The sequence below is a fragment of the Chryseobacterium sp. 3008163 genome (genome assembly GCF_003669035.1).
Classification (GTDB): Bacteria; Bacteroidota; Bacteroidia; order Flavobacteriales; family Weeksellaceae; genus Chryseobacterium.
Map to the genome: position 1 here is coordinate 3,298,087 of NZ_CP033070.1, position 26,991 is coordinate 3,325,077.

Annotated in this window: 19 protein-coding genes, 2 tRNA genes, 3 rRNA genes and 1 other RNA gene; 15 read left to right on the forward strand and 10 right to left on the reverse strand. The window is 36.1% G+C overall.

Annotation, left to right across the window (positions count from 1 at the left end):
* Positions 1–20: 20 nt before the first annotated feature.
* The 7 genes from asnS (at position 21) to rpoN (ending at position 10,233) form a co-directional block, all read left to right on the forward strand.
* Positions 21–1,469 (forward strand): asparagine--tRNA ligase, encoded by a 1,449-nt coding sequence (asnS, locus tag EAG08_RS15155; RefSeq protein WP_129536171.1) that lies wholly within the window; start codon positions 21–23, stop codon positions 1,467–1,469.
* 1,202 nt (positions 1,470–2,671) lie between these two features.
* Positions 2,672–4,189: ribosomal RNA gene (locus EAG08_RS15160) — 16S ribosomal RNA — on the forward strand.
* Between the two features lie 233 nt (positions 4,190–4,422).
* Positions 4,423–4,496, forward strand: a tRNA-Ile gene (locus EAG08_RS15165).
* Positions 4,497–4,581: 85 nt separating this feature from the next.
* Positions 4,582–4,655: transfer RNA gene (locus EAG08_RS15170), tRNA-Ala, on the forward strand.
* Between the two features lie 205 nt (positions 4,656–4,860).
* A 23S ribosomal RNA gene (locus EAG08_RS15175) occupies positions 4,861–7,620 on the forward strand.
* Between the two features lie 143 nt (positions 7,621–7,763).
* A 5S ribosomal RNA gene (gene rrf / locus EAG08_RS15180) occupies positions 7,764–7,871 on the forward strand.
* Together the 16S, 23S and 5S rRNA genes with 2 tRNA genes alongside form the textbook arrangement of a ribosomal RNA operon.
* 898 nt (positions 7,872–8,769) lie before the next feature.
* The gene (gene rpoN, locus EAG08_RS15185) at positions 8,770–10,233 is read left to right on the forward strand and encodes an RNA polymerase factor sigma-54 (RefSeq protein WP_129536172.1); all 1,464 of its coding nucleotides are present in this window, start codon (positions 8,770–8,772) and stop codon (positions 10,231–10,233) included.
* Between the two features lie 60 nt (positions 10,234–10,293).
* Here the strand turns inward: rpoN and EAG08_RS15190 are convergent, their stop codons facing one another.
* Positions 10,294–10,968: a beta-carotene 15,15'-monooxygenase gene (locus tag EAG08_RS15190; RefSeq protein ID WP_129536173.1), complete on the reverse strand. Its 675-nt coding sequence runs from the start codon at positions 10,966–10,968 to the stop codon at positions 10,294–10,296.
* Positions 10,961–11,452: an RNA polymerase sigma factor gene (locus EAG08_RS15195; protein WP_047442405.1), complete on the reverse strand. Its 492-nt coding sequence runs from the start codon at positions 11,450–11,452 to the stop codon at positions 10,961–10,963. Before EAG08_RS15195 ends, EAG08_RS15190 begins: the two co-directional genes overlap by 8 nt.
* Before the next feature lie 146 nt (positions 11,453–11,598).
* Here EAG08_RS15195 and rnpB point away from each other — a divergent pair.
* Positions 11,599–11,926: RNase P RNA component class A (gene rnpB / locus EAG08_RS15200), an RNA gene on the forward strand.
* Positions 11,927–12,010: 84 nt separating this feature from the next.
* Here rnpB and EAG08_RS15205 read toward each other — a convergent pair.
* Positions 12,011–12,910: a PPK2 family polyphosphate kinase gene (locus EAG08_RS15205; RefSeq protein WP_410493340.1), complete on the reverse strand. Its 900-nt coding sequence runs from the start codon at positions 12,908–12,910 to the stop codon at positions 12,011–12,013.
* A gap of 97 nt (positions 12,911–13,007) precedes the next feature.
* Entirely contained in the window at positions 13,008–13,475 is a 468-nt protein-coding gene (locus EAG08_RS15210) for a DUF1573 domain-containing protein (RefSeq protein ID WP_129536175.1), read from the reverse strand.
* A 216-nt stretch (positions 13,476–13,691) separates the two neighbouring features.
* On the opposite strand from EAG08_RS15210, the gene EAG08_RS15215 reads away from it, so the two are divergent.
* From EAG08_RS15215 to EAG08_RS15240, 6 genes are all read left to right on the forward strand, one after another.
* On the forward strand, positions 13,692–16,307 hold the full coding sequence (locus tag EAG08_RS15215; protein WP_129536176.1) for a valine--tRNA ligase: 2,616 nt from the start codon (positions 13,692–13,694) through the stop codon (positions 16,305–16,307).
* A gap of 26 nt (positions 16,308–16,333) precedes the next feature.
* A complete protein-coding gene (locus EAG08_RS15220; protein ID WP_129536177.1) occupies positions 16,334–16,948 on the forward strand; it encodes a DUF3239 domain-containing protein in 615 nt (204 codons plus the stop codon).
* 78 nt (positions 16,949–17,026) lie between these two features.
* Positions 17,027–17,668 (forward strand): DUF4241 domain-containing protein, encoded by a 642-nt coding sequence (locus tag EAG08_RS15225; protein WP_129536178.1) that lies wholly within the window; start codon positions 17,027–17,029, stop codon positions 17,666–17,668.
* Between the two features lie 138 nt (positions 17,669–17,806).
* Positions 17,807–18,697, forward strand: coding sequence for a ribokinase (locus tag EAG08_RS15230; protein WP_129536179.1), 891 nt, complete (start codon positions 17,807–17,809; stop codon positions 18,695–18,697).
* A gap of 90 nt (positions 18,698–18,787) precedes the next feature.
* Positions 18,788–19,630, forward strand: coding sequence for a serine aminopeptidase domain-containing protein (locus tag EAG08_RS15235; RefSeq protein WP_129536180.1), 843 nt, complete (start codon positions 18,788–18,790; stop codon positions 19,628–19,630).
* Between the two features lie 94 nt (positions 19,631–19,724).
* Positions 19,725–20,369, forward strand: coding sequence for an HD domain-containing protein (locus tag EAG08_RS15240; RefSeq protein WP_129536181.1), 645 nt, complete (start codon positions 19,725–19,727; stop codon positions 20,367–20,369).
* Here the strand turns inward: EAG08_RS15240 and EAG08_RS15245 are convergent.
* Complete coding sequence (locus tag EAG08_RS15245; RefSeq protein WP_129536182.1) at positions 20,366–21,610, reverse strand: hypothetical protein; 1,245 nt, start codon at positions 21,608–21,610, stop codon at positions 20,366–20,368. The genes EAG08_RS15240 and EAG08_RS15245 overlap by 4 nt on opposite strands.
* Before the next feature lie 49 nt (positions 21,611–21,659).
* Between EAG08_RS15245 and EAG08_RS15250 the strand changes: the two genes are divergently transcribed.
* The gene (locus EAG08_RS15250; protein ID WP_129536183.1) at positions 21,660–22,265 is read left to right on the forward strand and encodes a hypothetical protein; all 606 of its coding nucleotides are present in this window, start codon (positions 21,660–21,662) and stop codon (positions 22,263–22,265) included.
* Positions 22,266–22,378: 113 nt separating this feature from the next.
* Here EAG08_RS15250 and EAG08_RS15255 read toward each other — a convergent pair whose 3' ends face one another.
* From EAG08_RS15255 to recG, 5 genes are all read right to left on the reverse strand, one after another.
* A complete protein-coding gene (locus EAG08_RS15255; RefSeq protein ID WP_129536184.1) occupies positions 22,379–23,269 on the reverse strand; it encodes a DUF72 domain-containing protein in 891 nt (296 codons plus the stop codon).
* Between the two features lie 41 nt (positions 23,270–23,310).
* Positions 23,311–23,880: a hypothetical protein gene (locus EAG08_RS15260; protein ID WP_129536185.1), complete on the reverse strand. Its 570-nt coding sequence runs from the start codon at positions 23,878–23,880 to the stop codon at positions 23,311–23,313.
* Between the two features lie 36 nt (positions 23,881–23,916).
* Positions 23,917–24,117 carry a helix-turn-helix transcriptional regulator gene (locus EAG08_RS15265; RefSeq protein WP_129536186.1) on the reverse strand — a complete coding sequence of 67 codons (201 nt, stop codon included), beginning with the start codon at positions 24,115–24,117 and terminating at the stop codon, positions 23,917–23,919.
* Positions 24,114–24,482 carry a hypothetical protein gene (locus tag EAG08_RS15270; protein ID WP_129536187.1) on the reverse strand — a complete coding sequence of 123 codons (369 nt, stop codon included), beginning with the start codon at positions 24,480–24,482 and terminating at the stop codon, positions 24,114–24,116. The genes EAG08_RS15265 and EAG08_RS15270 overlap by 4 nt, the downstream gene beginning before the upstream one ends.
* A 285-nt stretch (positions 24,483–24,767) precedes the next feature.
* Positions 24,768–26,852, reverse strand: coding sequence for an ATP-dependent DNA helicase RecG (recG, locus tag EAG08_RS15275; RefSeq protein WP_129536188.1), 2,085 nt, complete (start codon positions 26,850–26,852; stop codon positions 24,768–24,770).
* Positions 26,853–26,991 lie beyond the last annotated feature (139 nt).

The window sequence follows — 26,991 nt, forward strand, 5'->3', positions numbered from 1 at the left end:
AAAAATTTATCAATCAACAAATGAAAAAGCAGACGATTAAAGAAGTCCTACAAGACTACAAAAAAGTATTACATCATGACATTACAGTTTACGGTTGGGTAAGAACCTTCCGTGCAAACCGCTTCATTGCGCTTAATGATGGTTCTACAATTAATAATTTGCAAATTGTTGTTGATTTCGAAAATTTCGACGAAGAAATTATCAGTAAAATAAGCACAGCATCATCTCTAAAAGTTGTAGGTGAAGTGGTAGAAAGTCAAGGTGCAGGACAAGCTGTAGAAATCATCGCTAAAAAAATTATCATTTTAGGCGATAACTTTACTGAAGAAAGAGAAAAAACAATCCTTCAGCCTAAAAAACATGCCTTGGAAACGTTAAGAGATCAGGCGCATTTAAGATTCAGAACCAATTTATTTGGGGCAGTTTTCAGAGTACGTCATGCAGTGAGTTTTGCGATTCACTCGTTTTTTAACCAAAACCAGTTCTTTTACATTAACACTCCAATCGTAACGGGAGCTGATGCAGAAGGAGCAGGCGAAATGTTTGGGGTGACCAACTTTGATTTAAATAATATTCCGAGAGACGAAAAAGGTGATATTGACTTCGCACAGGATTTCTTTGGTAAGAAAACCAACCTGACGGTTTCAGGACAGCTTGAAGGGGAAACTGCAGCAATGGGATTGGGAAGAATTTATACTTTCGGCCCGACTTTCCGTGCTGAAAACTCAAACACAACCCGTCACCTTGCAGAATTCTGGATGATTGAGCCTGAAGTTGCCTTCAACAATCTTGAAGATAACATCGACTTGGCGGAAGATTTCTTGAAATATGTAATTCAGTATGTCTTAGACAACTGCAAAGATGATCTTGAATTCTTAGACAAACGTTTCGAAGAAGAGCAAAACGGAAAAGCGGAAAAAGACAGAGCAAAAGAAGGTTTGATCGAAAAGCTTCAGAATGTTATTGCTAAACGTTTCAAACGTGTAAGCTATACAGAAGCGATTGAGATCTTAATGAACTCGAAAGAAAATAAAAAAGGAAAATTCCAATTTCCTGTTGAAAGCTGGGGAACTGATCTTCAGTCTGAGCACGAAAGATTCTTGGTAGAAAAGCATTTCGAGTGCCCAGTTGTTCTTTTCGATTATCCAAAAGAGATCAAAGCATTCTACATGAAGCTGAACGACGATAACAAAACTGTTGCTGCAATGGATGTACTCTTCCCAGGAATTGGCGAGATCATCGGTGGTTCAGAAAGAGAAGCAAGATTAGATGTTCTGAAAACTAAAATGGCAGAAATGCACGTAGATGAGCACGAGCTTTGGTGGTATATGGATACCAGAAGATTCGGATCCGTTCCTCATGCAGGTTTCGGGCTTGGTTTAGAGAGATTGGTTCTCTTCGTAACAGGTATGACCAACATTCGCGACGTCATCCCTTTCCCAAGAACTCCAAAGAACGCAGAATTTTAATCTGCATCATATTATATATAATACCTCTGAAATTTTCAGAGGTATTTTTTTTGAAACATAATAGTTTGTGAAGGTCATTCTACTCAAACCCTCAAACATAATCTCGTACTCAAATTCTTTCACTCAAATAAGGAGCTCATTCCAGCTTTCACTAATCGCTTTTTTGCGCCTTAGCTCTCCCTTTCTTGCAAAAAGAGCTCAGACAGGCCGTTCAATCTGGGCTAGGAGAGCAGTCGGTAGATTATTATTTGCCAAAAAAGAAATATTTTTTCAATTGTTTAGCTTCAGTCTAAATATATTTTTTTACAACCCAACCTTTCCATTATTACCATATTGCTCATTTGAAGATCTTATTCTTCTCTTTTGCTCCAGAGAACCAGTATATTATTAAAGAAAGTAGAGCTCCAGAGGAGCAATATGTTTGTAGTAAAGTTTTGTTACACACAGCAGAGCTCCGTAGGAGCGACACCTTTCATTAATAGATAAATATAAATAATTTGTTGGCTTGATCTTTGTAAACAATATAATCGTTGTTGCTGTTTTTACCCATGAACATGATGTTAACAGTATTTTCGAGATATAAAATTTGGTATTTTGTTTACTGAATTTCACAATGATACCTGAATAAAACTACTTGTTTGCCTAGCATCAAAATAATATGAACATTGTGGATAACTCCATGATGATATTCAACGCCTATTAAACCAACGTTTTACTTTAATACTTTTCCACAATCAAAATAATTGATTATTAATTATTTGTTTCGTGTAGGTACTTGCCCTATCTTTGCCCCACTGAAAACGAGAGTATATCAGTAGCGCAGGAGGGCCTTCGGGCATATAATTTAAGTTACTTTATAGGATGTAAATCAAAAAAAGATTCACTGAAAATTTTTAGCAATAAAAGTTGTGAGAATAAAAAAGATTTGTATCTTTGCAATCCCAATACGGGAAGCGCGGGAGTAGCAGATTGAATGTTTAGGAAAAGGGTTTAGGGTTACTTAAAAAACTTTAAAATTTCTTCAAAAAACATTTGGTCAATTAGAAATAAGTTATTACTTTTGCACACGCAAATACGGCAACGCCCAACGACAGAAAAGGGTAGCTGAGGAAGCGGAAGAGAAGAGATCATTGAAAAATAGATATAACAACCAAGTAAGGAAAAACTAAAGCGTCAAAACTTTGAGTGAGTCAGACAAACATACAATGGAGAGTTTGATCCTGGCTCAGGATGAACGCTAGCGGGAGGCCTAACACATGCAAGCCGAGCGGTAGAGATTCTTCGGAATCTTGAGAGCGGCGCACGGGTGCGGAACACGTGTGCAACCTACCTTTATCAGGGGGATAGCCTTTCGAAAGGAAGATTAATACCCCATAATATATTGAATGGCATCATTTAATATTGAAAACTCCGGTGGATAGAGATGGGCACGCGCAAGATTAGATAGTTGGTGAGGTAACGGCTCACCAAGTCAATGATCTTTAGGGGGCCTGAGAGGGTGATCCCCCACACTGGTACTGAGACACGGACCAGACTCCTACGGGAGGCAGCAGTGAGGAATATTGGACAATGGGTGAGAGCCTGATCCAGCCATCCCGCGTGAAGGACGACGGCCCTATGGGTTGTAAACTTCTTTTGTATAGGGATAAACCTTTCCACGTGTGGAAAGCTGAAGGTACTATACGAATAAGCACCGGCTAACTCCGTGCCAGCAGCCGCGGTAATACGGAGGGTGCAAGCGTTATCCGGATTTATTGGGTTTAAAGGGTCCGTAGGCGGACTCGTAAGTCAGTGGTGAAATCTCATAGCTTAACTATGAAACTGCCATTGATACTGCGGGTCTTGAGTAAGGTAGAGGTAGCTGGAATAAGTAGTGTAGCGGTGAAATGCATAGATATTACTTAGAACACCAATTGCGAAGGCAGGTTACCATGTCTTAACTGACGCTGATGGACGAAAGCGTGGGGAGCGAACAGGATTAGATACCCTGGTAGTCCACGCCGTAAACGATGCTAACTCGTTTTTGGGGCTTTAAGCTTCAGAGACTAAGCGAAAGTGATAAGTTAGCCACCTGGGGAGTACGAACGCAAGTTTGAAACTCAAAGGAATTGACGGGGGCCCGCACAAGCGGTGGATTATGTGGTTTAATTCGATGATACGCGAGGAACCTTACCAAGGCTTAAATGGGAATTGATCGGTTTAGAAATAGACCTTCCTTCGGGCAATTTTCAAGGTGCTGCATGGTTGTCGTCAGCTCGTGCCGTGAGGTGTTAGGTTAAGTCCTGCAACGAGCGCAACCCCTGTCACTAGTTGCTAACATTTAGTTGAGGACTCTAGTGAGACTGCCTACGCAAGTAGAGAGGAAGGTGGGGATGACGTCAAATCATCACGGCCCTTACGCCTTGGGCCACACACGTAATACAATGGCCGGTACAGAGGGCAGCTACACAGCGATGTGATGCAAATCTCGAAAGCCGGTCTCAGTTCGGATTGGAGTCTGCAACTCGACTCTATGAAGCTGGAATCGCTAGTAATCGCGCATCAGCCATGGCGCGGTGAATACGTTCCCGGGCCTTGTACACACCGCCCGTCAAGCCATGGAAGTCTGGGGTACCTGAAGTCGGTGACCGTAACAGGAGCTGCCTAGGGTAAAACAGGTAACTAGGGCTAAGTCGTAACAAGGTAGCCGTACCGGAAGGTGCGGCTGGAACATCTCATTTTAGAGCGTCATTAGACGTTAAACAAATAAAGATACTTAAATGTATCATGTACTTACTTAAAAGAAAACGTTTTAGTTTTTTACTCGGTTGCTTATATTATAAAAATACAAAACCCACTAGAAATTAGTATCAGGGAAAGAGAGATTTTAGTTACAGAAGTTAGAGGTTAGATAATTAGAAGTTAGTTTTAAAGCTAACAACTAAAAACCGACAACCGACAACTAAAAACATGAAGTCTCGTAGCTCAGCTGGTTAGAGCGCTACACTGATAATGTAGAGGTCGGCAGTTCGAGCCTGCCCGAGACTACTAATTGAATTAGAGGTTAGAAGTTAGTAATTAGAAGTTAGTTTTCAACTGACCACTAAAAACCGACAACTGACAACTACTAGAGGGGGAATTAGCTCAGCTGGCTAGAGCGCCTGCCTTGCACGCAGGAGGTCAAGGGTTCGACTCCCTTATTCTCCACAGTTTTGTGCGTTTGATTTAAAAGTACGATGGATAGAGCCAAAACAAATATCCATTTATCAGACAAGCAGAAAGAATTAAGATCATTGACATTAACGGTAAAAATATCACAAAGAGAAAACCGAGCGCAATTAAGCGTTTGAGTTTACAAAAATAGCTTGGTAGCAATACTAAGCAAAAAATACTGAACTAATTAATAATTAGGAAAGAAATCGTTAAGGGCGTATGGCGGATGCCTAGGCTTTCAGAGGCGAAGAAGGACGCGGTAAGCTGCGAAAAGCTGCGGGGATCGGCACACACGAATTGATCCGCAGATGTCCGAATGGGGCAACCCGGCATGTTGAAGACATGTCACCTCGTAAGAGGAGCAAACCAGGAGAACTGAAACATCTAAGTACCCTGAGGAAAAGAAATCGAAGAGATTCCGTAAGTAGTGGCGAGCGAACGCGGATTAGCCCAAAAGTCTTTATATATTTAATAGAATGTTCTGGAAAGAACAGCCATAGAGGGTGATAGCCCCGTACATGAAAGGTATATTTAGATGATAAATGAGTAGGGCGGGACACGTGAAATCCTGTCTGAATATGGGGGGACCATCCTCCAAGGCTAAATACTCCTGAAAGACCGATAGTGAACAAGTACTGTGAAGGAAAGGTGAAAAGCACTTCGAATAGAAGGGTGAAATAGAACCTGAAACCGTACGCCTACAAGCGGTCGGAGCCCACAAGTTGGGTGACGGCGTGCCTTTTGCATAATGAGCCTACGAGTTAATGTTACTAGCGAGGTTAAGGACTTCAGGTCCGGAGCCGGAGCGAAAGCGAGTCTGAATAGGGCGCTTAGTTAGTAGTATTAGACGCGAAACCTTGTGATCTACCCATGGGCAGGTTGAAGCTTTGGTAACACAAAGTGGAGGACCGAACCGGTTGACGTTGAAAAGTCTTCGGATGACCTGTGGGTAGGGGTGAAAGGCCAATCAAACTGGGAGATAGCTCGTACTCCCCGAAATGCATTTAGGTGCAGCGTCGTGTATAAGTTTATTAGAGGTAGAGCTACTGATTGGATGCGGGGGAGTCAAATCCTACCAATTCCTGACAAACTCCGAATGCTAATAAATGTTCCACGGCAGTGAGGGCGCGGGTGCTAAGGTCCGTGTCCGAGAGGGAAAGAACCCAGACCAACAGCTAAGGTCCCCAAATCTCTATTAAGTTGAAGCAACGCGGTTGGACTGCATTGACAGCTAGGATGTTGGCTTGGAAGCAGCCATTCATTTAAAGAGTGCGTAACAGCTCACTAGTCGAGCGGTCCGGCATGGATAATAATCGGGCATAAATAGAGTACCGAAGCTATGGATTTACAACTTAGGGTTGTATCTGGTAGGGGAGCATTCTGTTTGCACAGAAGCTGAGTCGTGAGGCTTGGTGGAGCGGACAGAAAAGAAAATGTAGGCATAAGTAACGATAAAGCGGGCGAGAAACCCGCTCACCGAAAGACTAAGGTTTCCTCAGCCATGCTAATCAGCTGAGGGTTAGTCGGGACCTAACGCGAACCCGAAAGGGGTAGTGGATGGACAATGGGTTAATATTCCCATACTTGCTCACACTAAAAAGGGGACGGAGTGCCGTACTTACTGGAGACTGACGGAATAGTCAAGACCTAGCCTTCGGGCGAAGTTGCTGTAAGGAAAGTGCTTCCAAGAAAAGCCGAAGTGAAGCAACCCGTACCAAAACCGACACAGGTAGTCGAGGAGAGAATCCTAAGGTGCTAGAGTGAATCATGGTTAAGGAACTAGGCAAAATAGTCTCGTAACTTCGGAAGAAGAGACGCCAGCAGCAATGCTGGCCGCAGTGAAGAGGCCCAGGCGACTGTTTATCAAAAACACAGGACTCTGCTAAATCGAAAGATGCTGTATAGGGTCTGACACCTGCCCGGTGCTGGAAGGTTAAGGAAGGGCGTTAGCAGCAATGCGAAGCGTTTGACTGAAGCCCCAGTAAACGGCGGCCGTAACTATAACGGTCCTAAGGTAGCGAAATTCCTTGTCGGGTAAGTTCCGACCTGCACGAATGGTGTAACGATCTGGGCACTGTCTCAACCATGAGCTCTGTGAAATTGTAGTAACGGTGAAGATGCCGTTTACCCGCAATGGGACGAAAAGACCCTGTGAACCTTTACTATAACTTCGTATTGACTTTGAGTAAGTAATGTGTAGGATAGGTGGGAGACTTTGAAGCAGGCACGCTAGTGTTTGTGGAGTCAACGTTGAAATACCACCCTTTACTTACTTGGAGCCTAACTTCTTTTAGAAGGACACTGCGTGGTGGGTAGTTTGACTGGGGTGGTCGCCTCCAAAAGAGTAACGGAGGCTTTCAAAGGTACCCTCAGCACGCTTGGTAACCGTGCGTAGAGTGTAATGGCATAAGGGTGCTTGACTGTGAGACCTACAAGTCGATCAGGTGCGAAAGCAGGACATAGTGATCCGGTGGTTCCGTATGGAAGGGCCATCGCTCATAGGATAAAAGGTACTCCGGGGATAACAGGCTAGTCTCCCCCAAGAGCTCACATCGACGGGGAGGTTCGGCACCTCGATGTCGGCTCGTCACATCCTGGGGCTGGAGAAGGTCCCAAGGGTTGGGCTGTTCGCCCATTAAAGTGGCACGCGAGCTGGGTTCAGAACGTCGTGAGACAGTTCGGTCTCTATCTATTGCGGGCGTTAGATGTTTGAGAGGGCTTGATTCTAGTACGAGAGGACCGAATTGAACAAACCTCTGGTGTATCAGTTGTTCCGCCAGGAGCACCGCTGAGTAGCTACGTTTGGAAGAGATAAGCACTGAAAGCATATAAGTGCGAAACTCGCCTCAAGATGAGACATCTTTTAAGGGTCGTTGGAGATGACGACGTTGATAGGCTACAGGTGTAAAGTTGGTAACAGCATAGCCGAGTAGTACTAATTACCCGTAGATTTATAGCCTAATTGGCAACGCTTAATTGCGCAATCAAGGTTCTCTCTTTGTGAACATTTTTATCGATAAAACAGTTGACAGTAAAGAGTTGACAGTTGATAGTATTATACCATCAACAATCAACCAAAAACTGACAACAATATACAACCTTTAGGGTGGTTTTAGCGGTGGGGCTCACCTGTTCCCATTCCGAACACAGAAGTTAAGCCCACCAGCGCCGATGGTACTGCGAAAGCGGGAGAGTAGGTCGCCGCCAGTTTTTATTTAAAAGTCTCATACATTCAGTTGTATGAGACTTTTTTTTGGTCTAAACGAAACAACTTAACGATAATTGTGATCAAGGTACGAGATGCAAATATTCAAAGCTCGATGTTCAATGTTTCGAGACTAAAATTTAAAATATTTCGAGTATAGTGATTGAAGCTTAGTTTAACAATCAATAATCTAGTTGCTCCGGTAGGAGCAATATCTTTGTAGAAAAAGCTAATAAGATAAGAAATGCGCTCCGTAGGAATACTATCTATTCCTCATTTGTAAATGCTGCAATTTTATAGTCGCTCCGTAGGAGCTTCAACTTCTCGTGAGCTTTTGTTCATATTCTTCTATTGACAGTCCGCCGCTTTGCGGCTTTTTTGAAAGTGAATATTATTATTGGAAAATTATTGATTGTTTTTTACAATTCGTTCCAAATTTTGATGAGAAATAATTTAATCTCCACTAGCCCTAAAATAGTGTTACAATATGTAATTTTGCGTAACCATCAACCATCAACCATCAACCATCAACCATCAAGTAATAGTCTTGAAAATGGAAAAAGTCATTTTTTTGACAGATAATCAAAGAATGCAGTCACCCCTAGCCCAGATCGAAACGGCATCCTTTTTTGTTATCCGGTAAAAGCACGGGCACAAAAAAGATATAGTGAAGAGCTGGATGAAGCTTCTAATAATCAATGGCTAAATAAAGTTCCAATGAGTCATATACTTATAAATGTATATAAAGAATAGATTTCAAAAAAATATCTCATGCATTTTGCATGAGATATTTAGGAATAATATTTATATGAATTAAGTACTACAAAAATCGTGCTAAAAGTTATTTTTATCAAAAAATATTTACTAAATTCGTAGAATACGTTATGTTAAATCACAGTAGATATGCTAAAACAACATTTACAACTTAAATTAGGACAGAAACTTGCTCCTCAGCAAATCCAACTGATGAAGCTTATTCAGCTTCATACCTTAGAGTTTGAAGAAGAATTGGAAAGGGAATTGGAAGAAAATCCTGCATTAGAAGTGGTAAAGGAAGAGTCTAAAGAAGAGGAGTATTCTTCTTTGGATGAGTCTTACGAAACTGAAGGTACGGAAAGCATTGAAACAGATTTTGATGTGAATGATTACATCTATGATGACGAACCTAATTACAAAACTGCTTCCAGCAATTATTCTGCGGATGATGAAGATTTTGATAATGAAAGTCTTTTGACTGAAGGACAATCTTTATATGACTATTTAATGGAGCAAATCAACTTGATCAATATCAACCAAGATGATTTGAAAATTGCAGAATATATTATTGGTAATTTAGATACTGATGGTTATTTGAGACGTGAAGTAAAGTCTATTGTAGATGATTTGGCTTTTTCTCAAGGGATATATACGTCTGTTGATAAGGTTGAAGATATTTTAGAAAATTATATTCAAAAGTTAGATCCTTCTGGAGTTGGTGCGAGAGGCTTGCAAGAGTGTCTTTTGTTACAGATTGAGAAGAAAGTGAGTTCGGATAAAGCAATTTCTTTGGCTGCCAATATTTTGAGATTCCAGTTTGATGCTTTGACGAATAAGCATTATAATAAAATCATTCAGAAATATGATATTGAAGAGGAAGATTTGAAGGATGCTTTAGAAGAAATCTCTAAATTATCTCCAAAAGTAGGTGGGAATTTTGATACACAAACGATTACTATCAATCAGGAGATTATTCCGGATTTTGTAATATCTGTGAAAGAAGGAGTAGTAATTCCGATGTTGAATAGTAAAAATGCGCCGACACTAAGGGTTTCTGAAGAGTATAAAGATATTTTAACGACTTACTCTCATGATAAAAAGTCATCTGAACATAAGCAAGCTGCATTATTTATTAAACAAAAATTAGATGCTGCAAAATGGTACATAGATGCGATTAACCAGCGTCAGAATACATTGCTGCAAACAATTAATGCGATTGTAAAATTCCAGTATAATTATTTTATTACTGGTGATGAGAAATCTCTCAGACCTATGATTCTTAAAGATATTGCTGATATTACAGGGTTTGATATTTCCACGATTTCAAGAGTTGTAAAAAGTAAATATGCAGATACGCCAAACGGAATTCTTTATTTAAAAGATTTATTTTCTGATAGTTTAACAAATGATGACGGTGAGGAAGTTTCTACCAAAGAAATCAAAATGCACCTGCAGGAGGTCATCAGCAAAGAAAATAAGAGAAAACCGCTTACGGATGATGCTTTGGTTGTGATATTGAAAGAACAAGGTTATAATATTGCACGACGAACGATTGCAAAGTATCGAGAACAGTTAAACATTCCGGTCGCAAGATTGAGGAAAGAATTATAAAACAAAAAAGCATTTCAGAATTTGAAATGCTTTTTTAATGTTGATATTTTTTAGAAATATTTAATCTTCCTGAGAATCTATTTCTTTTAATTGATTCAGATTTTTATCGAGCCTTTTAATAAGAATTCCATAAACAAGCCTATAGTATACCCAAATTAGCAGAACACAAAGAACTGTACTGATAATAAAGCTTACTGTAAAAGCAATCATTGACGAATCGGCAAGAGCAGTGTTTTGATTATGTATAGCATACATCCCGAAAATTGTGAGAGCAGAGGTAAATATTACGACAATTAAAATATTTATTAAAATAAATGCATTAACCGTTTTTTTGAATCTGATGATTCGGGAAATAAATTCTTTTAAATCTTCTTCAATTTTTATTTTACGGTAATTCTCATAAAACTTCACAACAAAATAACCAGTGACAAATAGTGTCAGGACTTTTATAATTAAATAAATGTTATCAAAAATATCTTGCAGTTGTTCATTTTTTTCAACACCTAATTTTTGTAAAGAGGCAAGAAAAGTATTTGATTCTTTGTTTTGTATAATATAAAATAATCCGAAAGCAGAAAATAATAAAAACTCGATGATGCTAATCCATAATATATATTTCACGTAATTACGTGATTTTTTATTCAACATCTGAAGAATTTCATCGTTGTCATATTTTGGCTGAACAGGTTGTTCTTGCCAGGTTTTCTTAAAGCTATCTAAATCAAATTCAGGCATTTTTTTCCATTTTTTCTTTAAGGACTTTCTTTAATCTATTCATCTTCACACGCGCATTCACTTCAGTAATCCCGAGGTTTTCTGCAATGTCTTTATACGGAAGATCATCCAAATACATCATCACAATCGCTCTTTCTACGTTTGGAAGGGTTTTAATCACAGTGTACAATAACGATATTTGTTGTTGCTTATCGTCATCATCTTCAATAAAATCTCGGTGATTGATATCCAGTTCATTGGTTGGTAAGCTTTTGCTTTTCTTTCTGAAAAGTGTAATCGCAGTATTAAGCGCTACACGATACATCCATGTAGATATTTTTGAGTTTCCTTTAAATGAATCGTAACTTCTCCACAATTGCAGTACAATTTCCTGAAAAAGATCTTCCTCATCTTCGAGAGAATTGGTATATAGCCGTGACACTTTTATAATCAAACCTTGATTATCTTTTATAAGCTGGGCAAATTCTTTCTCTTTAGAAATCAAAACGATATATAATTGCCACGAAGATAATAATATAATGTAACAATTTAACAATGTATAAGTGTAACAAATTAAAATATATTTGGAATTCCTATAATTGGTAAATTGTTACACCGATACATTGTTAGATTTAATTATCTTTGCACCCACGAGAAAGTCGGCTTGTTGATTCTTACTTCGGTAAGGGTAGGAAAGTCCGGACACCATAGAGCAGCAAAGCGGATAACATCCGTCATCCGTGAGGATAGGACAAGTGCAACAGAAAGCAGGTACAGTTCGGCTGTAGTGAAACCAGGTAAACTCTTTGTGGTGCAATGATAAGTATATCGGTTCTTTTCAGCAATGAAAATAGGGGCGGCTCGTCCTGAAAGCCGAGGGGTAATCAGCTCAAGTTTTGCAGCAATGTAAAACGTAGATAAATAACAGGCGTCCCGATTTTTCGGGATACAAAATCCGGCTTATAGATTTTCTCGTGATTTTTATTAGAATGCCACAAATGCACGAATATTTTTTAGAAATATCAATTCTTATTAGTGCATTCATGGCATTTTATTCAATAGATTACTCGCTTTCCAACTGTTTTTTGGCCTCATCTAAGCCAGCTTTATCTTCTTTTGAAAGTTGAGGAAATTGTAAATCCATTTTTTCTAATGTATCAATAATAATTTGTATTGCAGATAATCTGGCAAACCATTTATTATCTGCCGGAATCACATACCAAGGCGCTTCATCTTTTGAGGTTTCGTTAATTGCAGTTTCGTAGCAGTTCATGTATTCATCAAACAAAGCTCTTTCGGGTAAATCTGCCGCAGAGAATTTCCAGTTTTTTTCCTGTTCGTTGATTCTATCTAATAATCTTTTCTTTTGTTCATCTTTCGAAACATGAAGGAAAATTTTAATAATAGTAGTTCCGTTTTGAGCCAAATGTTTTTCAAAATTTCTAATACTTTCGTAACGATTATCCCAGAATTCTTTATCAAAATCCTTTACAGAATCCCAGGTTTTTTCGCTTAAATTATATTCAGGATGTACTTTACAAACCAAAACACTTTCATAATGAGAACGGTTGAAAATTCCGATCATTCCTTTTTGTGGTAAAGCTAAATAATGTCTCCACAAAAAGTCATGAGCATATTCTTTTGAGCTCGGTGTTTTAAAACTCATCACATTACAGCCTTGAGGATTTACTCCGCCAAAAACATGCTCAATCAAGCTGTCTTTTCCTGCAGCATCCATTGCCTGAAGTACAACCAAAAGAGATTTACTTCCATCGGCATACAGTTTTTCCTGCAACTCACGAAGTTTTTCTTTTTCTTGGATTAAGATCTGAACACCTTCCTCTTTAGTAAGTTTCCCTTTATATTCTGTATCAGTTTTTTTATTGAAAATTTGTCCTTTATTATAAAGTCGTCTGAAAAATTGTCTGCCATATTGTAATAATTTAAGTGAAAGTTTTAGAATTCAAATATTGAAGATGTTATTTAATAATTTAACCTTATATAAATATAACAAAAAAACCGCCTCATGTGAGACGGTTCAATAATATTTTAAAATAATATTAGTTTCTTGCAGCTACTTTCTTAGCGGCTTTAGCAGCTTTCTTTTCAGCTTTTGCAGCTGCTTTTTGTTCGGCAGGTGTCAAAACTTTAGGTTCAGGAGCGTTTGCGTTTACATCACCTTTGATGTAGATAATACTTCTGCTGTTTACAGGGTCATTAGAAAATACTTCAATCATTTTGTTGAAAGGACCTGCATTAGCTGTAGCATATCCTACTTTGATTTTAGCAGATTTTCCTGGTAAGATTGGGTCTTGGCTAAATTCAGGAGTTGTACATCCGCAAGCAGGTTTTACGTTTGAAATAATCAAAGGCTTATCACCTGTGTTAGTTACAGTAAAAAATCTTGTACCGTCAGAATTTGGTTTAATTGCACCATATTCGTAAGTCGTTTTGTCGAATGTAATTGTTTGTGCAGATGCTAAAGCAATGGTTCCAAATAATGCAATTCCTGCAAATAATGTTTTCATAAGTAGATATTTATTAAATTTTTAAGGTCTTATGTTATCGCCTATTTTGACTAGTGCTTATTTCACAAGTCGACCTTGGCGATTTCATATTCCTGAATGTTAATATGTTTGTTAGATAAATTTTGAGAAACAAAGTTAAAAATTATTTTAATTAATGCTTACATTTTTTTACTTTAAACTATTTTTGCAGATTATAAGATAAAGAAACCAGAATTTATGCAGATTTCAGAAAAGTATAATCCACAGGAAACAGAACAGAAATGGTACAACTACTGGCTGGAAAACAAATATTTCCACTCAGAACCTAACGAGAAGCCGCCGTATACGGTCGTAATTCCGCCGCCAAACGTCACAGGAATTCTTCACATGGGGCATATGTTGAATAACACCATTCAAGATGTTTTGGTACGTCGTGCAAGAATGCAGGGCTTCAATGCCTGTTGGGTTCCGGGAACAGACCATGCTTCAATTGCTACTGAAGCGAAAGTTGTTGCTAAACTGAAGTCTGAGGGAATCAATAAATCTGATATTACTCGTGAAGAATTTTTGAAACACGCATGGGACTGGACTGATAAATATGGAGGAACGATTTTAGAACAATTAAAAAAACTAGGTTGTTCTTGTGATTGGGATAGAACCCGTTTTACGTTGGAAGATAAAATGTCTCAGCAGGTTATAAAATCTTTTGTTGACTTATACAACAAAGGTCTTATCTACAGAGGATACAGAATGGTAAATTGGGATCCGGAGGCAAAAACCAATATTTCTGACGAAGAAGTAATCTTTAAAGAACAAAACGGAAAATTATATTTCCTGAAATATAAGATAGAAGGTACAGAGGAATTTCTTTCTGTTGCTACTACGCGTCCTGAAACTATTTTCGGTGATACTGCTGTTTGTATCAATCCAAATGACGAAAGATATGCTCATCTGAAAGGTAAAAATGTTATCGTTCCTATAGTTAACAGAGTTATTCCGATTATTGAAGATGAATATGTTGATATTGAATTCGGAACTGGAGCTTTGAAAATTACTCCTGCTCACGATATTAACGATTACGAAATCGGACAAAAGCACAATCTTCAGATGATTGATTCTTTGGATGATGACGGAAATCTGAATGACCACGGTTTACATTACGCCGGGAAAAACAGATTTGACGTTAGAAAGCAAATCGCAAAAGAATTAGAAGAAAATGATCTTTTACTAAAAGCAGAAGATTACGTCAATAAAGTAGGAACTTCTGAAAGAACAGGTGCAGTTATTGAACCTAAGGTTTCTGTTCAGTGGTTCTTGAAAATGTCTGATATCGCAAAACCTGCATTAGACGTTGTGATGGATGATGAAGTAAAATTCTATCCTGAAAAGTTTAAAAATACCTACAAACACTGGATGGACAACATCCGTGACTGGAATATTTCCCGTCAGCTTTGGTGGGGACAGCAGATTCCTGCGTTCTACTATGGTGATGGCGAAAATGATTTCGTAGTTGCAGAAAACATTGAAGATGCCTTAGTATTAGCAAAACAAAAAACCAGCAACGATCAACTAACAACTGCTAACCTAAAACAAGACGAAGACGCTCTTGATACTTGGTTCTCATCATGGTTGTGGCCAATGTCGGTTTTCGATGGTTTGCTTGACCCTGATAACAAAGACATCAATTATTATTATCCGACTTCAGACTTGGTAACCGGTCCAGATATTATCTTTTTCTGGGTTGCCAGAATGATTATGGCCGGATTGGAATTTAAAGGTGAAGTTCCTTTTAAAAATGTTTATTTTACAGGGATTGTAAGAGATAAACAGAGAAGAAAGATGTCCAAGCAATTGGGGAATTCGCCTGATCCTTTAGATTTAATTTCTCAGTATGGTGCAGATGGAGTACGTGTTGGAAGTTTATTGAGTTCGGCTGCCGGAAATGATTTGCTGTTTGACGAAGATTTGATGGTACAAGGAAGAAATTTCATGACGAAAATATGGAATGCTTTCCGTTTAACGCAAAACTGGAATAAAGAAGATAAGCCACTAATTGCTTCAGATATTCAGGCGATTGAATGGTTTGAAAATCAGTTGAATAAATCGATTGCTGAAATCAATGATCAATTTGACAAATTCAGAATTTCTGATGCCTTGCATTTGATTCAAAAATTGGTGAAAGACGATTTCTGTGGTTGGTATCTTGAAGCCATTAAACCAAATTACGGAGAAGGAATTTCGAAAGAAGTGTACGATCAGACGATTGTTTTCTTCGAAGAATTAATGAAACTTCTGCATCCGTTTATGCCATTCTTGTCAGAAGAATTGTGGCAGTTGATTTCAGAAAGAAAACCTGAAGAAGCTTTGGTGATTGCTCAGCAGAAGAAAGCAGAAGAATTTAATGAAGATATCATTAAAAACTTTGAAACTGCAGAAGAAATCATTTCAGGAGTAAGAAATTACCGTCAGACAAAAGGAATTTCACCAAGAGAAGCTGTTGAAGTTTACACAAATGCTTTGAATTTTGAAAATGAAGCGGTAGTTAGAAAATTAGCAAGCATTTCTGAAATTCACTTTGGTGAAAAAACGGATAAACCAAGCTTTACTTTCTTGGTAAGATCTACTGAAATTTCAATTCCTTTAAGCGAAAAATTAGATTTAGAAGAAGAAAAAAAGAAGACAGAAGAAGAAGTAAAATATCTGAAAGGATTTTTAATCTCTGTTGATAAAAAGCTTTCTAACGAAAAATTTGTTGCCAACGCAAAACCAGAAGTGGTAGAAGTTGAACGCAAAAAACAAAAAGATGCGCAGGATAAGATTGCGATTTTAGAAGAAAAGCTGAAAAGTTTATAAAAGTCTTTTAAACAAACTTTTATAATATGGAAGACGATAGAGAAATTTTTACATTAAATAGCAATACTGTTGCTTCAAATCCAGGTAGAGTAAAAGTTATGCCTTTGGTTTTGATGAAACATTTTCATACACCTATTTTATTATTAATTGCTCTATTGACTTCGATTGCATTTGCTCTTGATGTCTCATTAATTTGGGGTGGATTTGCTTTTCTTATTTTTTTAGCAATAAATATTTTTTATTGGAGAAGAAAAAAAGAACATTTTGCACACGGAGATTCAAACGGCGGAATTATTATTTCAGATAAACCAAAACTCATTGCAGTTACCACAGATCTTTCCATAGGATTCGGAGGAAAGTATCCTGTTGTGAAAATTATATCTTACAAAGGGAAAGGAAAATTAAATGATAGAATAAGTACTGTTGCCTTATATCAAGGCTCCGATAATACTACTACTCATTGGGATGATTTTTTTCCCGTTCCGGTAGAATATGTAAATAATAATCAGATAGAGCTGAAAGATGTTTTGCAATCTTATTCCAATGAAAGTTGGGAAATTCTACAAAATAGAATTCAACAAATAAATAAACCATACAGGGAAGGCTTATTTATAATTTATTCTGACGATAGCAATTGGTAATTACTGAAAAGTTAATAAAATAAGGTAGAGACTTAGGCTGTTGTAATCTTAGCCTCAACCTTAACCTAAAAAATTAAAATGACACACCTAGAAAACATACAAAAACTATTCTCAAAAAACTTCGTAGAAAGTCCGCTTCTCGAAAGTTTTGATGTGGGAAAAATATATCTTCCAACCGGAAAACTGGTTGCATGCGACCCTTTGATCACAAATGATATGCAGGCTTTCACCAATGTTTTCCCTAAAGGTGATTTTTCCGTTTTACTCCATAAAGAAAGAGAAAGTAACTGCGTTGCTTATGCCGAAATTGTTTTTACTGATGCCGAAATTACATCTTGGAAATTAGCAACAACCGAAAGTCAAAACATTAAAGATTTAGCCGAAGGTGAAGTTTTTGGTTATCCCGTAGAAAGTGGAATGGGATGTTTTATGGATGTAGAAACGCAGACCAGCCTTAGTGATTTAGAACAGAAACTTTTTCGAAGAAAAGGAGACGATTTCATGGGGATTTACGAAGAGTTTTTCCATGAGCATTTTTTTGATGAAAACGGGGCAATTGACCAATATGCTTTTTTGAAACCTTCAGAAGAGCTTCCGGGAACTATTTTTGGTTTTGAAACCGGTTATGGCGAAGGTTTTTACGCAAGTTATATCGGTTATGATCAAGCAAATGCACCTGTGAAAATTGTAACTGAATTTATTGAAATTTTAGTAAATTAAATGGCTCTAAAGCTCGATCTGAATAAATTAATTCATACGATTGAAAGTTAAATTTGATTTAATTTAATCAAGATTTAAAATTTTTATTTTTTGTAACAGTAAGTTGTTTAAATTTACTGATAGCTAAATGTACAGAATATGAATTTTTCTTCAACACAACACAAAATCATTGTGGTTGGAAGTTGCTCACTAGATTTGGTTTTATATACCGAAAAGATTCCGTCTTCTAATGAAACGGTGATGGCAAGTCACTGCGATAATTATTTTGGCGGAAAAGGTGCTAATCAGGCGGTTGGTACTGCGAGATTGGGTGCCAGTGTTTATTTTATTGGTTGTGTGGGTCTTGACCCGCTTGGGCAGCAAATCATGAGAAATCTCGTTAGTGAAAATGTGAATGTTGGTTTTGTAACAGAAACAGACCAAGATTCTACAGGCACAGCCTACGTCACAAGCTCTGACGGAGATGCTGCGATTGTAGTCGTTCCGGCAGCAAATAAGTATCTGACGACTCAAAATGTTGAAGAAGCAGATAAATATATCTACGCCTCAGACATGGTTCTTTTGCAATTGGAAATCCCGATGGATGTTGTAGAATTTACCATTAAAAAAGCAAAAAACTACGGTAAGTTAGTAGGTTTGTATGCCTCTCCTGGAAGACCTTTAAGCAGTGAAGTGATTGAAAATGTTGATTTTATTGTAGCTAAAAGCAACGAGCTTGAAATCATTTTCGGTGAAGATCAAAAAGAGAAAGTCCTCAAAAAGTATTTTAATAAAGTTTTCATTCGTGACGAAACCAATTCAACCATATATTTTGATGGTACAGAAATGAAATATTTCAGAAACGAAGATAAAAGTATGGTCTACAAAATGGGAATGGGCGATGCATTTACATCAGGTTTTTCCATCGCATTATGCCACGGAAATTCAATTGAAGAATGTGTAAAATTCGGAAATGAGGTTTCATCAAAAGTTTCATTGGGGAGAGGAGCCCAGACAGCACTTCCAAAGCTTTCAGAAATATTGAAGTAAATTATTTACCGCATATCGAAATCTCGAAAATCAATCAAATTTAAGCATAAAAATATCCACTTTTGACAGTGGATATTTTATTGTAATCCTATGGAAAAACTGCTTCTCCAAACCGATGACGGAATTCAACTTGCCGCCCATCTTTTTAAACCTGAAAAAAGCAATCATCAACTTTTATTGATTAATTCGGCGACCGGTGTGAAGCAGCAGATTTATTTCTCATTTGCACAGTTTTTTGCTTCAAAAGGTTTTACCGTTATCACTTACGATTATAGAGGGATTGGTCTTTCAAAGCCTCAAAACATGAGAAACTTTAAAGCCTCCATGAGAATTTGGGGAAGTAAAGATTACAAAACACTGACACAATTTATCCTGAATAATTTTACAGATTACAAGAAATTTTGTCTAGGACATTCAGTTGGTGCTTTGATTCTCGGGATGAACAAAGATTCTGAAATATTTGACGAATTTTTCTTTGTTGGAACTCAAAATGCATTCGTCGGGAATCTAAAATGGCGGACGAAAATTGAAGCTGTTTTAGGATTCGGAATTGTTCAGCCAGTATTCACTGAACTATTCGGTTATTTTCCAGCGCATTGGTTCGGGTTGGGAGAAAGTCTGCCAAAAAATTGCGCTTATGACTGGAGAATCTTAATTTTGAACAAGAAATCTACCAATAAATTATTGCTTAAAACGGATGACTTTTCAAAAGATTTAAATAAAAAAGTTTTTGTAATTCAGGCTGAAGATGACGCTTGGTTAACGGAAAAAGGGGTGAAATCATTATTAAATGATACGTATCCGAATCTGAAGCCAACGTACAGACTGATTAAAACTTCAGAATCTGAAAAAGGTGAAATAGGACACATCAATTTTTTTAGAAGCTATAATAAAAATCTTTGGGAAATTATTTTAAACGAAATTCAACAATAAAGCGACTCAAAAAATTCCCTCCTCTGGGGGGGTGGCAAAATTTGAAAAATTTTGACGGGGTGGGTTCAAGATAACTTTTAATAAAAATCAAAAAATGAACAACATCATACAAAACACAGTACAATTCGTAAAAGAAAAACTAGAAGGTGCCGAAGCTGGTCACGATTGGTTTCACATTGAAAGAGTATGGAAACTTTCAAAAAAGATTGCACAAACTGAAAATTGTAACCAAAATGTCGTTGAACTTTCTGCGTTATTACACGATATTGCAGATCCAAAATTTCATAACGGTGACGAAACTTTAGCCTTAAAAATCTCAAGAGAGTTTCTTGAAAGCCAAAATGTAGAGGATAAGATTATTCAGCAGGTTTTGTTTATCATTCAGAATATTTCGTTCAAAAATAGAGGAGAAGCACCAAAAGATTTACCTATTGAACTGAAAATTGTACAGGATGCTGATCGTATTGATGCCATCGGAGCTATTGGTGTTGCGAGAACATTCAACTTCGGAGGTTTTAAAAATAACCTGATGTATCATCCGGATATCGAGCCCAAACTCAATATGTCAAAAGACGATTACAAAAAATCAAATGGTACAACCATTAATCATTTTTATGAAAAACTGCTGCTGTTAAAAGATTTGATGAATACTGAAGAAGGCAAAAAAATAGCCGAAGAAAGACATCAATTTATGCTGAATTTCCTCGACCAGTTTTATAAAGAATGGAATGTTGATTAAAACAGGTTGTATCCTAATATTACAGAAGTGTAACTAAGTTCTGCAGTTTGTAATTCTTGTTTTTTAAGTATATTGTAATTGGTATTATATCTTAGCTCGATACTGAATTTGCTATTATAATTATAACCTGCCCCAAATGAAAAACTCTTGAATGCTTGATTTTGAGACATTTCTGTTTGGTCAAAAATATATCCTTCATAATCAACATCGATCGTTTTACTCTTACCAGATTTTAATGTTAGGACATTTACCTGTGTGTTTACAAAAAATTTAGATTTATCATTCAGATACATGTAATGTCTTACTCCAATTGGTAAATTTATAAAAGAATAATTCTCCATACTCATATTATAAAGGTCACTTCCTGTGGGTGCAATCATTTTTTTACTATTATAAGATGAGTATGTTGGTTCGAATAAAACTGCCCATTTATATTTGTTAAAAGGTAAAATTAGTTCTGCTTCAATTCCGATCCTGTAATTAGTTTGTGATGGGAATTCATTATTTCCAATAAAGTATGTTGTTTTAAGCGGTGAATAAAAATTAACTCCTGGTCTAAGATTTAAATTAAAATTTAATGATTTATTTTTCACCACAGAACTTTTTTCTTCTACATTTCCTGAGATTTGGGAATTGTGTGCTTTGAAAATTTTCATCATGCTGCCTTCTGTATATTTTGTTTTAGAAATCATTGATGATGTTTTAGAATCATTATTAAAAATATTTTTTAATTGCTGAAGATACGTGTCATTTGTAGCGACTTTAGAATCATTGCCTTCAGGATGATATTTTTTATAAGTCAAAGCTTTAATTTCTGAATCGTCAGAGTCGGAATAAAAATATATGCCAGAGTTTTTTGAACCATGATATGAATAAAGATTTTTATCACCAGAGGTTACTTCCTTTAAAAATGTACTGACTTCTTGTGTTTCTGGCTCATACTTGTTTGATAAGCTTGATAAATGAGATGGAGAAGTATCAATAATGCCTATGTATGATACATATTTTGGAAAGCCATTTACTCTATATTCTTTAATGGTCGCAGGATTTCCTTTAATTTCATTGGATTGATTATCAATTTTGTAGATAAATTCACTAGGGCTGTTTAGCCAATCAATATTTTTTATCAATACTTGCTTTTTTGTGTTATCTGAGGTGATGATATAACCTTCCTCGAACTTTACTTGAGCGTTTGACCATACTGTCAGAAGCAATAATAGTATTGAAATAATTCTTTTCATAGTTATTTAATTTTAATGCCAAATATACATAAATAAGTATCTTTGTACCATGGGGTTTATCATTTCTATCATCTTTTTTTCACTGATTCTTTCACTTTTTCTGTATAAAGTGAAGTCTGGAGAGTTTGCCAAATTGGCGAAAATCTTTCGGATTTTTACTTTGGTTTTTTCCATTTCGCTGTTTACGTATTGGTTTATCAAAAAAAGTTCGATTGGGATTGTGAGCAATTCTGTTTCTCTGCAGGTTATAAATAAACTTCCACAGCCGCTAGATTTTTATGTAATTACTGTAAATAATTTAGATAAAAGCGGAACTTTTGAGACAAAACACATCGGAAAAGTTCGTCCTGAATATTACAGAATTGAGTATCTTAAACTAACCAAATCTGATCAGTACTGGATTGTCGGTTATCTTGGAAAGAAAAATATGGTTTACTTTTCGCAGCACGCTGTACCCAATAAAAACATGGATCAGATTGTTGAAGTTCAAAACTACATTATTCAAAGTGAAAAGCTTTCCGAACAGGCAAAAAAGCATGTTGAAAATTATAATTTTGAAAATATCCAGTTAGGAATTTGGGTGACGCTTTGCTTTCTTCTGATTTTTCTGAATATTTCTTTGATGGTGAGAACCAAGTCAAAGCAAATAAAATAATGTTTATAATTACTCCAAAGGAACATTCTCTGTGTGGTATGGTTAATCCACAAAAGTAAAGCACTCCGTAGGAGTGCTATCTTTATTAAAGTCAAAGTATTTTAGAATTCAGATTAAAATAAATTTGGCATATTTTCCTGACCCATTTTTGGTATAATAATCTCAGTTTTCCATTCTTTATTCATGTTTTCAATGAAATAAGAAGAAAGCAAAGGCGAAGCTTTTTCAAGATTTTGGTGTACAAAGAAATATAAATTCTGCAAACCTTCTTTTTTCCATTTCGTTAAATGCTTCAACCAGTCACCTAATCTTTCGTAATCACTTTCGGCGTTGGCTCCAACATATCTGATAAACGCATTCGGAGTCGTTAGTCGCATGTGAAGCATATCTCTTCTTCCGGCAGTATCTACAATAATGTTTGTGATATTATTATCTTCAAAAAGCTGGCAGGTTTTATCGAAAATTTCTTCATCAGTAAACCATTCTGTATTTCGGAGTTCGATGGCTAAAGGAACTTCTTTGGGCCATTTATTGACAAATTGCTCAAGTCTTTCGTAATCTTTAGGTTTAAAATTGTCATGAAGCTGTAAGAAAACCATTCCTAATTTTTCATCAAAATTTAAAACTGCCGTCGCAAACTGGGTCACAACATCATCAATATTCAAAAGTCTTCTGAAATGCGAAACCGTATTGGTGATTTTCGGGAAAAACTTAAAATCTGCCGGCGTTTTTTCTTTCCATGTCAAAACCTGTTCGGAGGTTGGCATTCCGTAGAATGTTGCATTCAGTTCGATTGAATTGAATTGTGTGGCGTAATAAGTCAGCTCGTCTTTTGTTCCTTTTGGATAAAAGCCTTTCAAATCTGTTTTATTCCATTTTGCACAGCCAATTGAGATATTTTCAAGCCCTTTTTTATTTTGCTTCAAAATTTCTTTGGTTCTCGAATGATCTTTTGGTAATGTAAAATCTATCTTTGATGGGTCTTCTACTTGTCCGAATTTCATAACTGTTGATTAAGTTTTTTGGAATATTAAAAATAATAAATCTAATTATATTTTAATAGTTTTTCTGCCATTTTGAGATATTTAATTTGGACTTTGTTTTTATTGATTGGAGTAAAGAATTTTTCTGTATAAAAAATGTTAATAAGCCATCTGTTCTTTATTTTCTCTATAAAAGTAGTCTTTCCAATCGCTAGATTTTTCCTGATATTTAGACATTCGTTATTAATGTTTTCATATTCATCAGTTTTCTCATCTGTACTGTCAAAACCATACCATTTTCCATTTTTCTTTAAAATTATTGGTGTGTAATAGGTTCTTCTATGAACGAAATCACCAGCTTTATTTTTCACAAGATAGATAATCGCATAATCATAAACCGAATATCTAATTTGATTCATATGGGTATAGGAATTAAAAACAAGTGTGTCTGTCTTAATCTCGTCATCAAAGGTTTGCTCCACTTTATAAACATTTTTATATTTCAAATAAAAACTGTCATCAGGCTTTACTCTTTCGACCGAAATTTTCTTACCTACAAATGCATAAATTTTAAATTGGGAATAAAAAATATTTATAACCAAAATCAGGAACATTGTAATTAGTTTTTTCATTGGCTTTAATTTAAAATGAATAGTTACAATTTACAATTAATCCCCATCCTCCAACTCAAAAATATCCTCCACTTTTTTATCAAAATATTTTGCAATCTTCAAAGCTAAAACCGTTGATGGAACGTATTTTCCTGCTTCCATGGCGTTGATGGTCTGACGTGATACTCCGATTTTTTTTGCTAAATCTTCCTGTGTGATATTTTTTACTGCTCTTTCTATTTTAATCGTGTTTTTCATTTTTTTAATAATAAATAGTTAAATCTGAAAACATACAGAACCAAAGGTAAAAACATAATTAAAATCATTGCTGTGAAAAAAAGGCTTCCAAAAATGGTTAGAAATAAAAGCAGAATGATAGAGTAGGTAACAATTAAACTCCAAAATACAGACTTTAATCTTAAACTTGAAATGTACTCATCTTCTATTTTTTCTTTTGAACAGCCTACCAGAATTCCACCGATTATAATTAAAATTCCAAACAGATTTGGGAAAATTGCAATTTCTGTTTTTTTAAGTAATCCGTTTTCTTCACTACTCAGGGGAAATCCTGAATTGTAAAATACAGGTACAGAAACTTCAGGCAAAGTAAGAATATCAGTCAATGATAATATTCCTAAAATTAATGATGGAATGAAAATGATCCAGCCTATTTTTTGAAATGGTTTGGGAAAAGTTGTAATGTATTCATATTGTTATTTTTAATTATTCAAATGTAAAAATATTTTACAATATGTAAAGTTTATTTTACTTTTTTTCAAAAAGAAATTATTTGATTATGGATGTTGTTTATGTCGTTGAAAAATTAGTATTTAAACAGCTTTGTACACGTTTTCACGAAATGTCTATTCAAATGAGGATACATTATAAAGTATAAATGAGAATCTTTATTACGAAATTTTACTCCACTTATTTTTTCCTTTATAATACTGAAGATAATAGTTCTTAATAATCTGATGCTCAGTTCTTGTCAATAAAGGATCGGCTTCCAGAATTTTTTCCACCATATTTTTAGTGTTTTTAATGATGGCAGCATCATTTACCAAATCCAATTTTTTAAAATCAACGACACCGCTCTGCTGAGTTCCCAAAATATCACCGGGACCGCGCAATTGCATATCAACTTCAGAAATTTTAAAACCGTCATTGGTTTCTGTCATGGTTTTGATTCTCGTTCGGCTTTCCGTCGACAGTTTATCCGAAGTCATCAGAATACAATAGCTCTGTTCGGCACCTCTTCCAACACGACCTCGCAACTGATGAAGCTGTGATAAACCAAATCTCTCAGCACTTTCTATGACCATCACAGAAGCATTCGGAACGTTGACCCCGACTTCAATCACTGTCGTAGCAACCATAATCTGAGAATTTCCTGATGCGAAATAATTCATTGCTTCGTCTTTTTCGTCAGGTTTCATTTTTCCATGAAGCATGGTTACGTTGTAATTTGAAAAGTTTTCCATTACATGCTCTAAACCTTCCATCAGATTTTTATAATCCAACGTTTCAGATTCTTCGATTAACGGATAAACGAAATAGATTTGTCTTCCCTTGCGAATTTCTTCATGACAGAAATTGTAAACGTAAGCACGATCTTTTTCTCTACGATGAGCGGTGATAATTGGTTTTCTTCCGACAGGCATTTCGTCTATCACAGAAACATCCAGATCAGAATAAAAACTCATCGCCAAAGTCCTTGGGATTGGCGTTGCAGTCATTACAAGAATATGAGGCGGGATTTTATTTTTTGCCCAAAGTTTTGCTCTTTGTGCCACACCAAATCGGTGCTGCTCATCGATGATGGCAAGACCAAGATTTTTAAATTTAACTTTATCTTCCAAAACAGCGTGAGTTCCTATCAAAATTGAAAGTTCACCGTTTTCCAATTCTTCATGAATGATTTTTCGGGCGGAAGCTTTTACAGAACCTGTGAGAATATTGACTTTGATTTCTGTGTCTTTCAGTAAATCTTTGATTCCGTTATAATGTTGCTGAGCAAGAATTTCTGTCGGAGCCATCAGACAACTCTGAAAGCCGTTATCAAGCGCAATCAGCATGGTTAATAAAGCAACCATTGTTTTTCCTGAGCCTACATCACCTTGTAAAAGTCGATTCATCTGGATGGGCTTTTTCATATCCAACCTGATTTCCTTTAAAACTCTTTTCTGTGCATTCGTGAGTTCAAAAGGAAGATGATTTTCATAAAAATCGGTAAAATAGTCGCCAACAATCGGGAACGGATTTCCTTGTGATTTTGTTTTGTGATGTGCTTTTTTTAAACCAAAACCCAATTGAAAAAAGAAAGATTCTTCAAATTTTAGTCTAAAATTGGCTTTATCACAATATTCTAAATTTTCCGGGAAATGGATGTTCAGATAAGTTTGCTGTCTCGATAAAAACTTCATCGATTTAATAAGATATTCCGGTAGATTTTCCTGAATTAAATTTGGAATTTCTTTGCAGATATTTCTTAAAATCACCTGAAAAAATTTCTGATTCAAACCTCTTTTTGTAAGTTTCTCAGAGCTTGGGTAAATGGGTCTTAATCTGTTGTCTTTTTCTTTGTTTTCATCCAGTTCAATTTCCGGATGTGGCATCGAGAACTGATTATTGAATGCATTAATCTTTCCAAATATAAAAACCTCACGATTCATCGGAAGCTGCTCTTTCAGCCATTTTGAATACTGAAACCACACCAAATCCATGCTTCCTGTATCGTCATTGAATTTTGCGGTCAGCCTTTTTATTTTACCGTTGTGAATTTCCTGAACGTTGGAAATTTTTCCTTTTAGCTGGATTTCAATATTGCTTTCCTGCAGATTTCCTATTTTGTACAATTTATTTTTATCGATGTAACGAATAGGATAGAAGTGTAAAAGATCTTCCACAGTAGAAATACCCAACACATTTTTGATGAGTTTGGCTCGTTCAGGACCTATTCCTTTTACAAATTCTATGGAGGTTTCTAAAGTCAATGTTTATGAAAGGCACGAATTTCGGGAAAATTTAGAAATAAAAAAGCTTTCAGATTTGAAAGCTTAGACTTTGTTTTTTTGCTCTCTCTCATTTTGCAGATTGAGCATTTTTTTTTAGATTAAATGTCAAAAACAATTC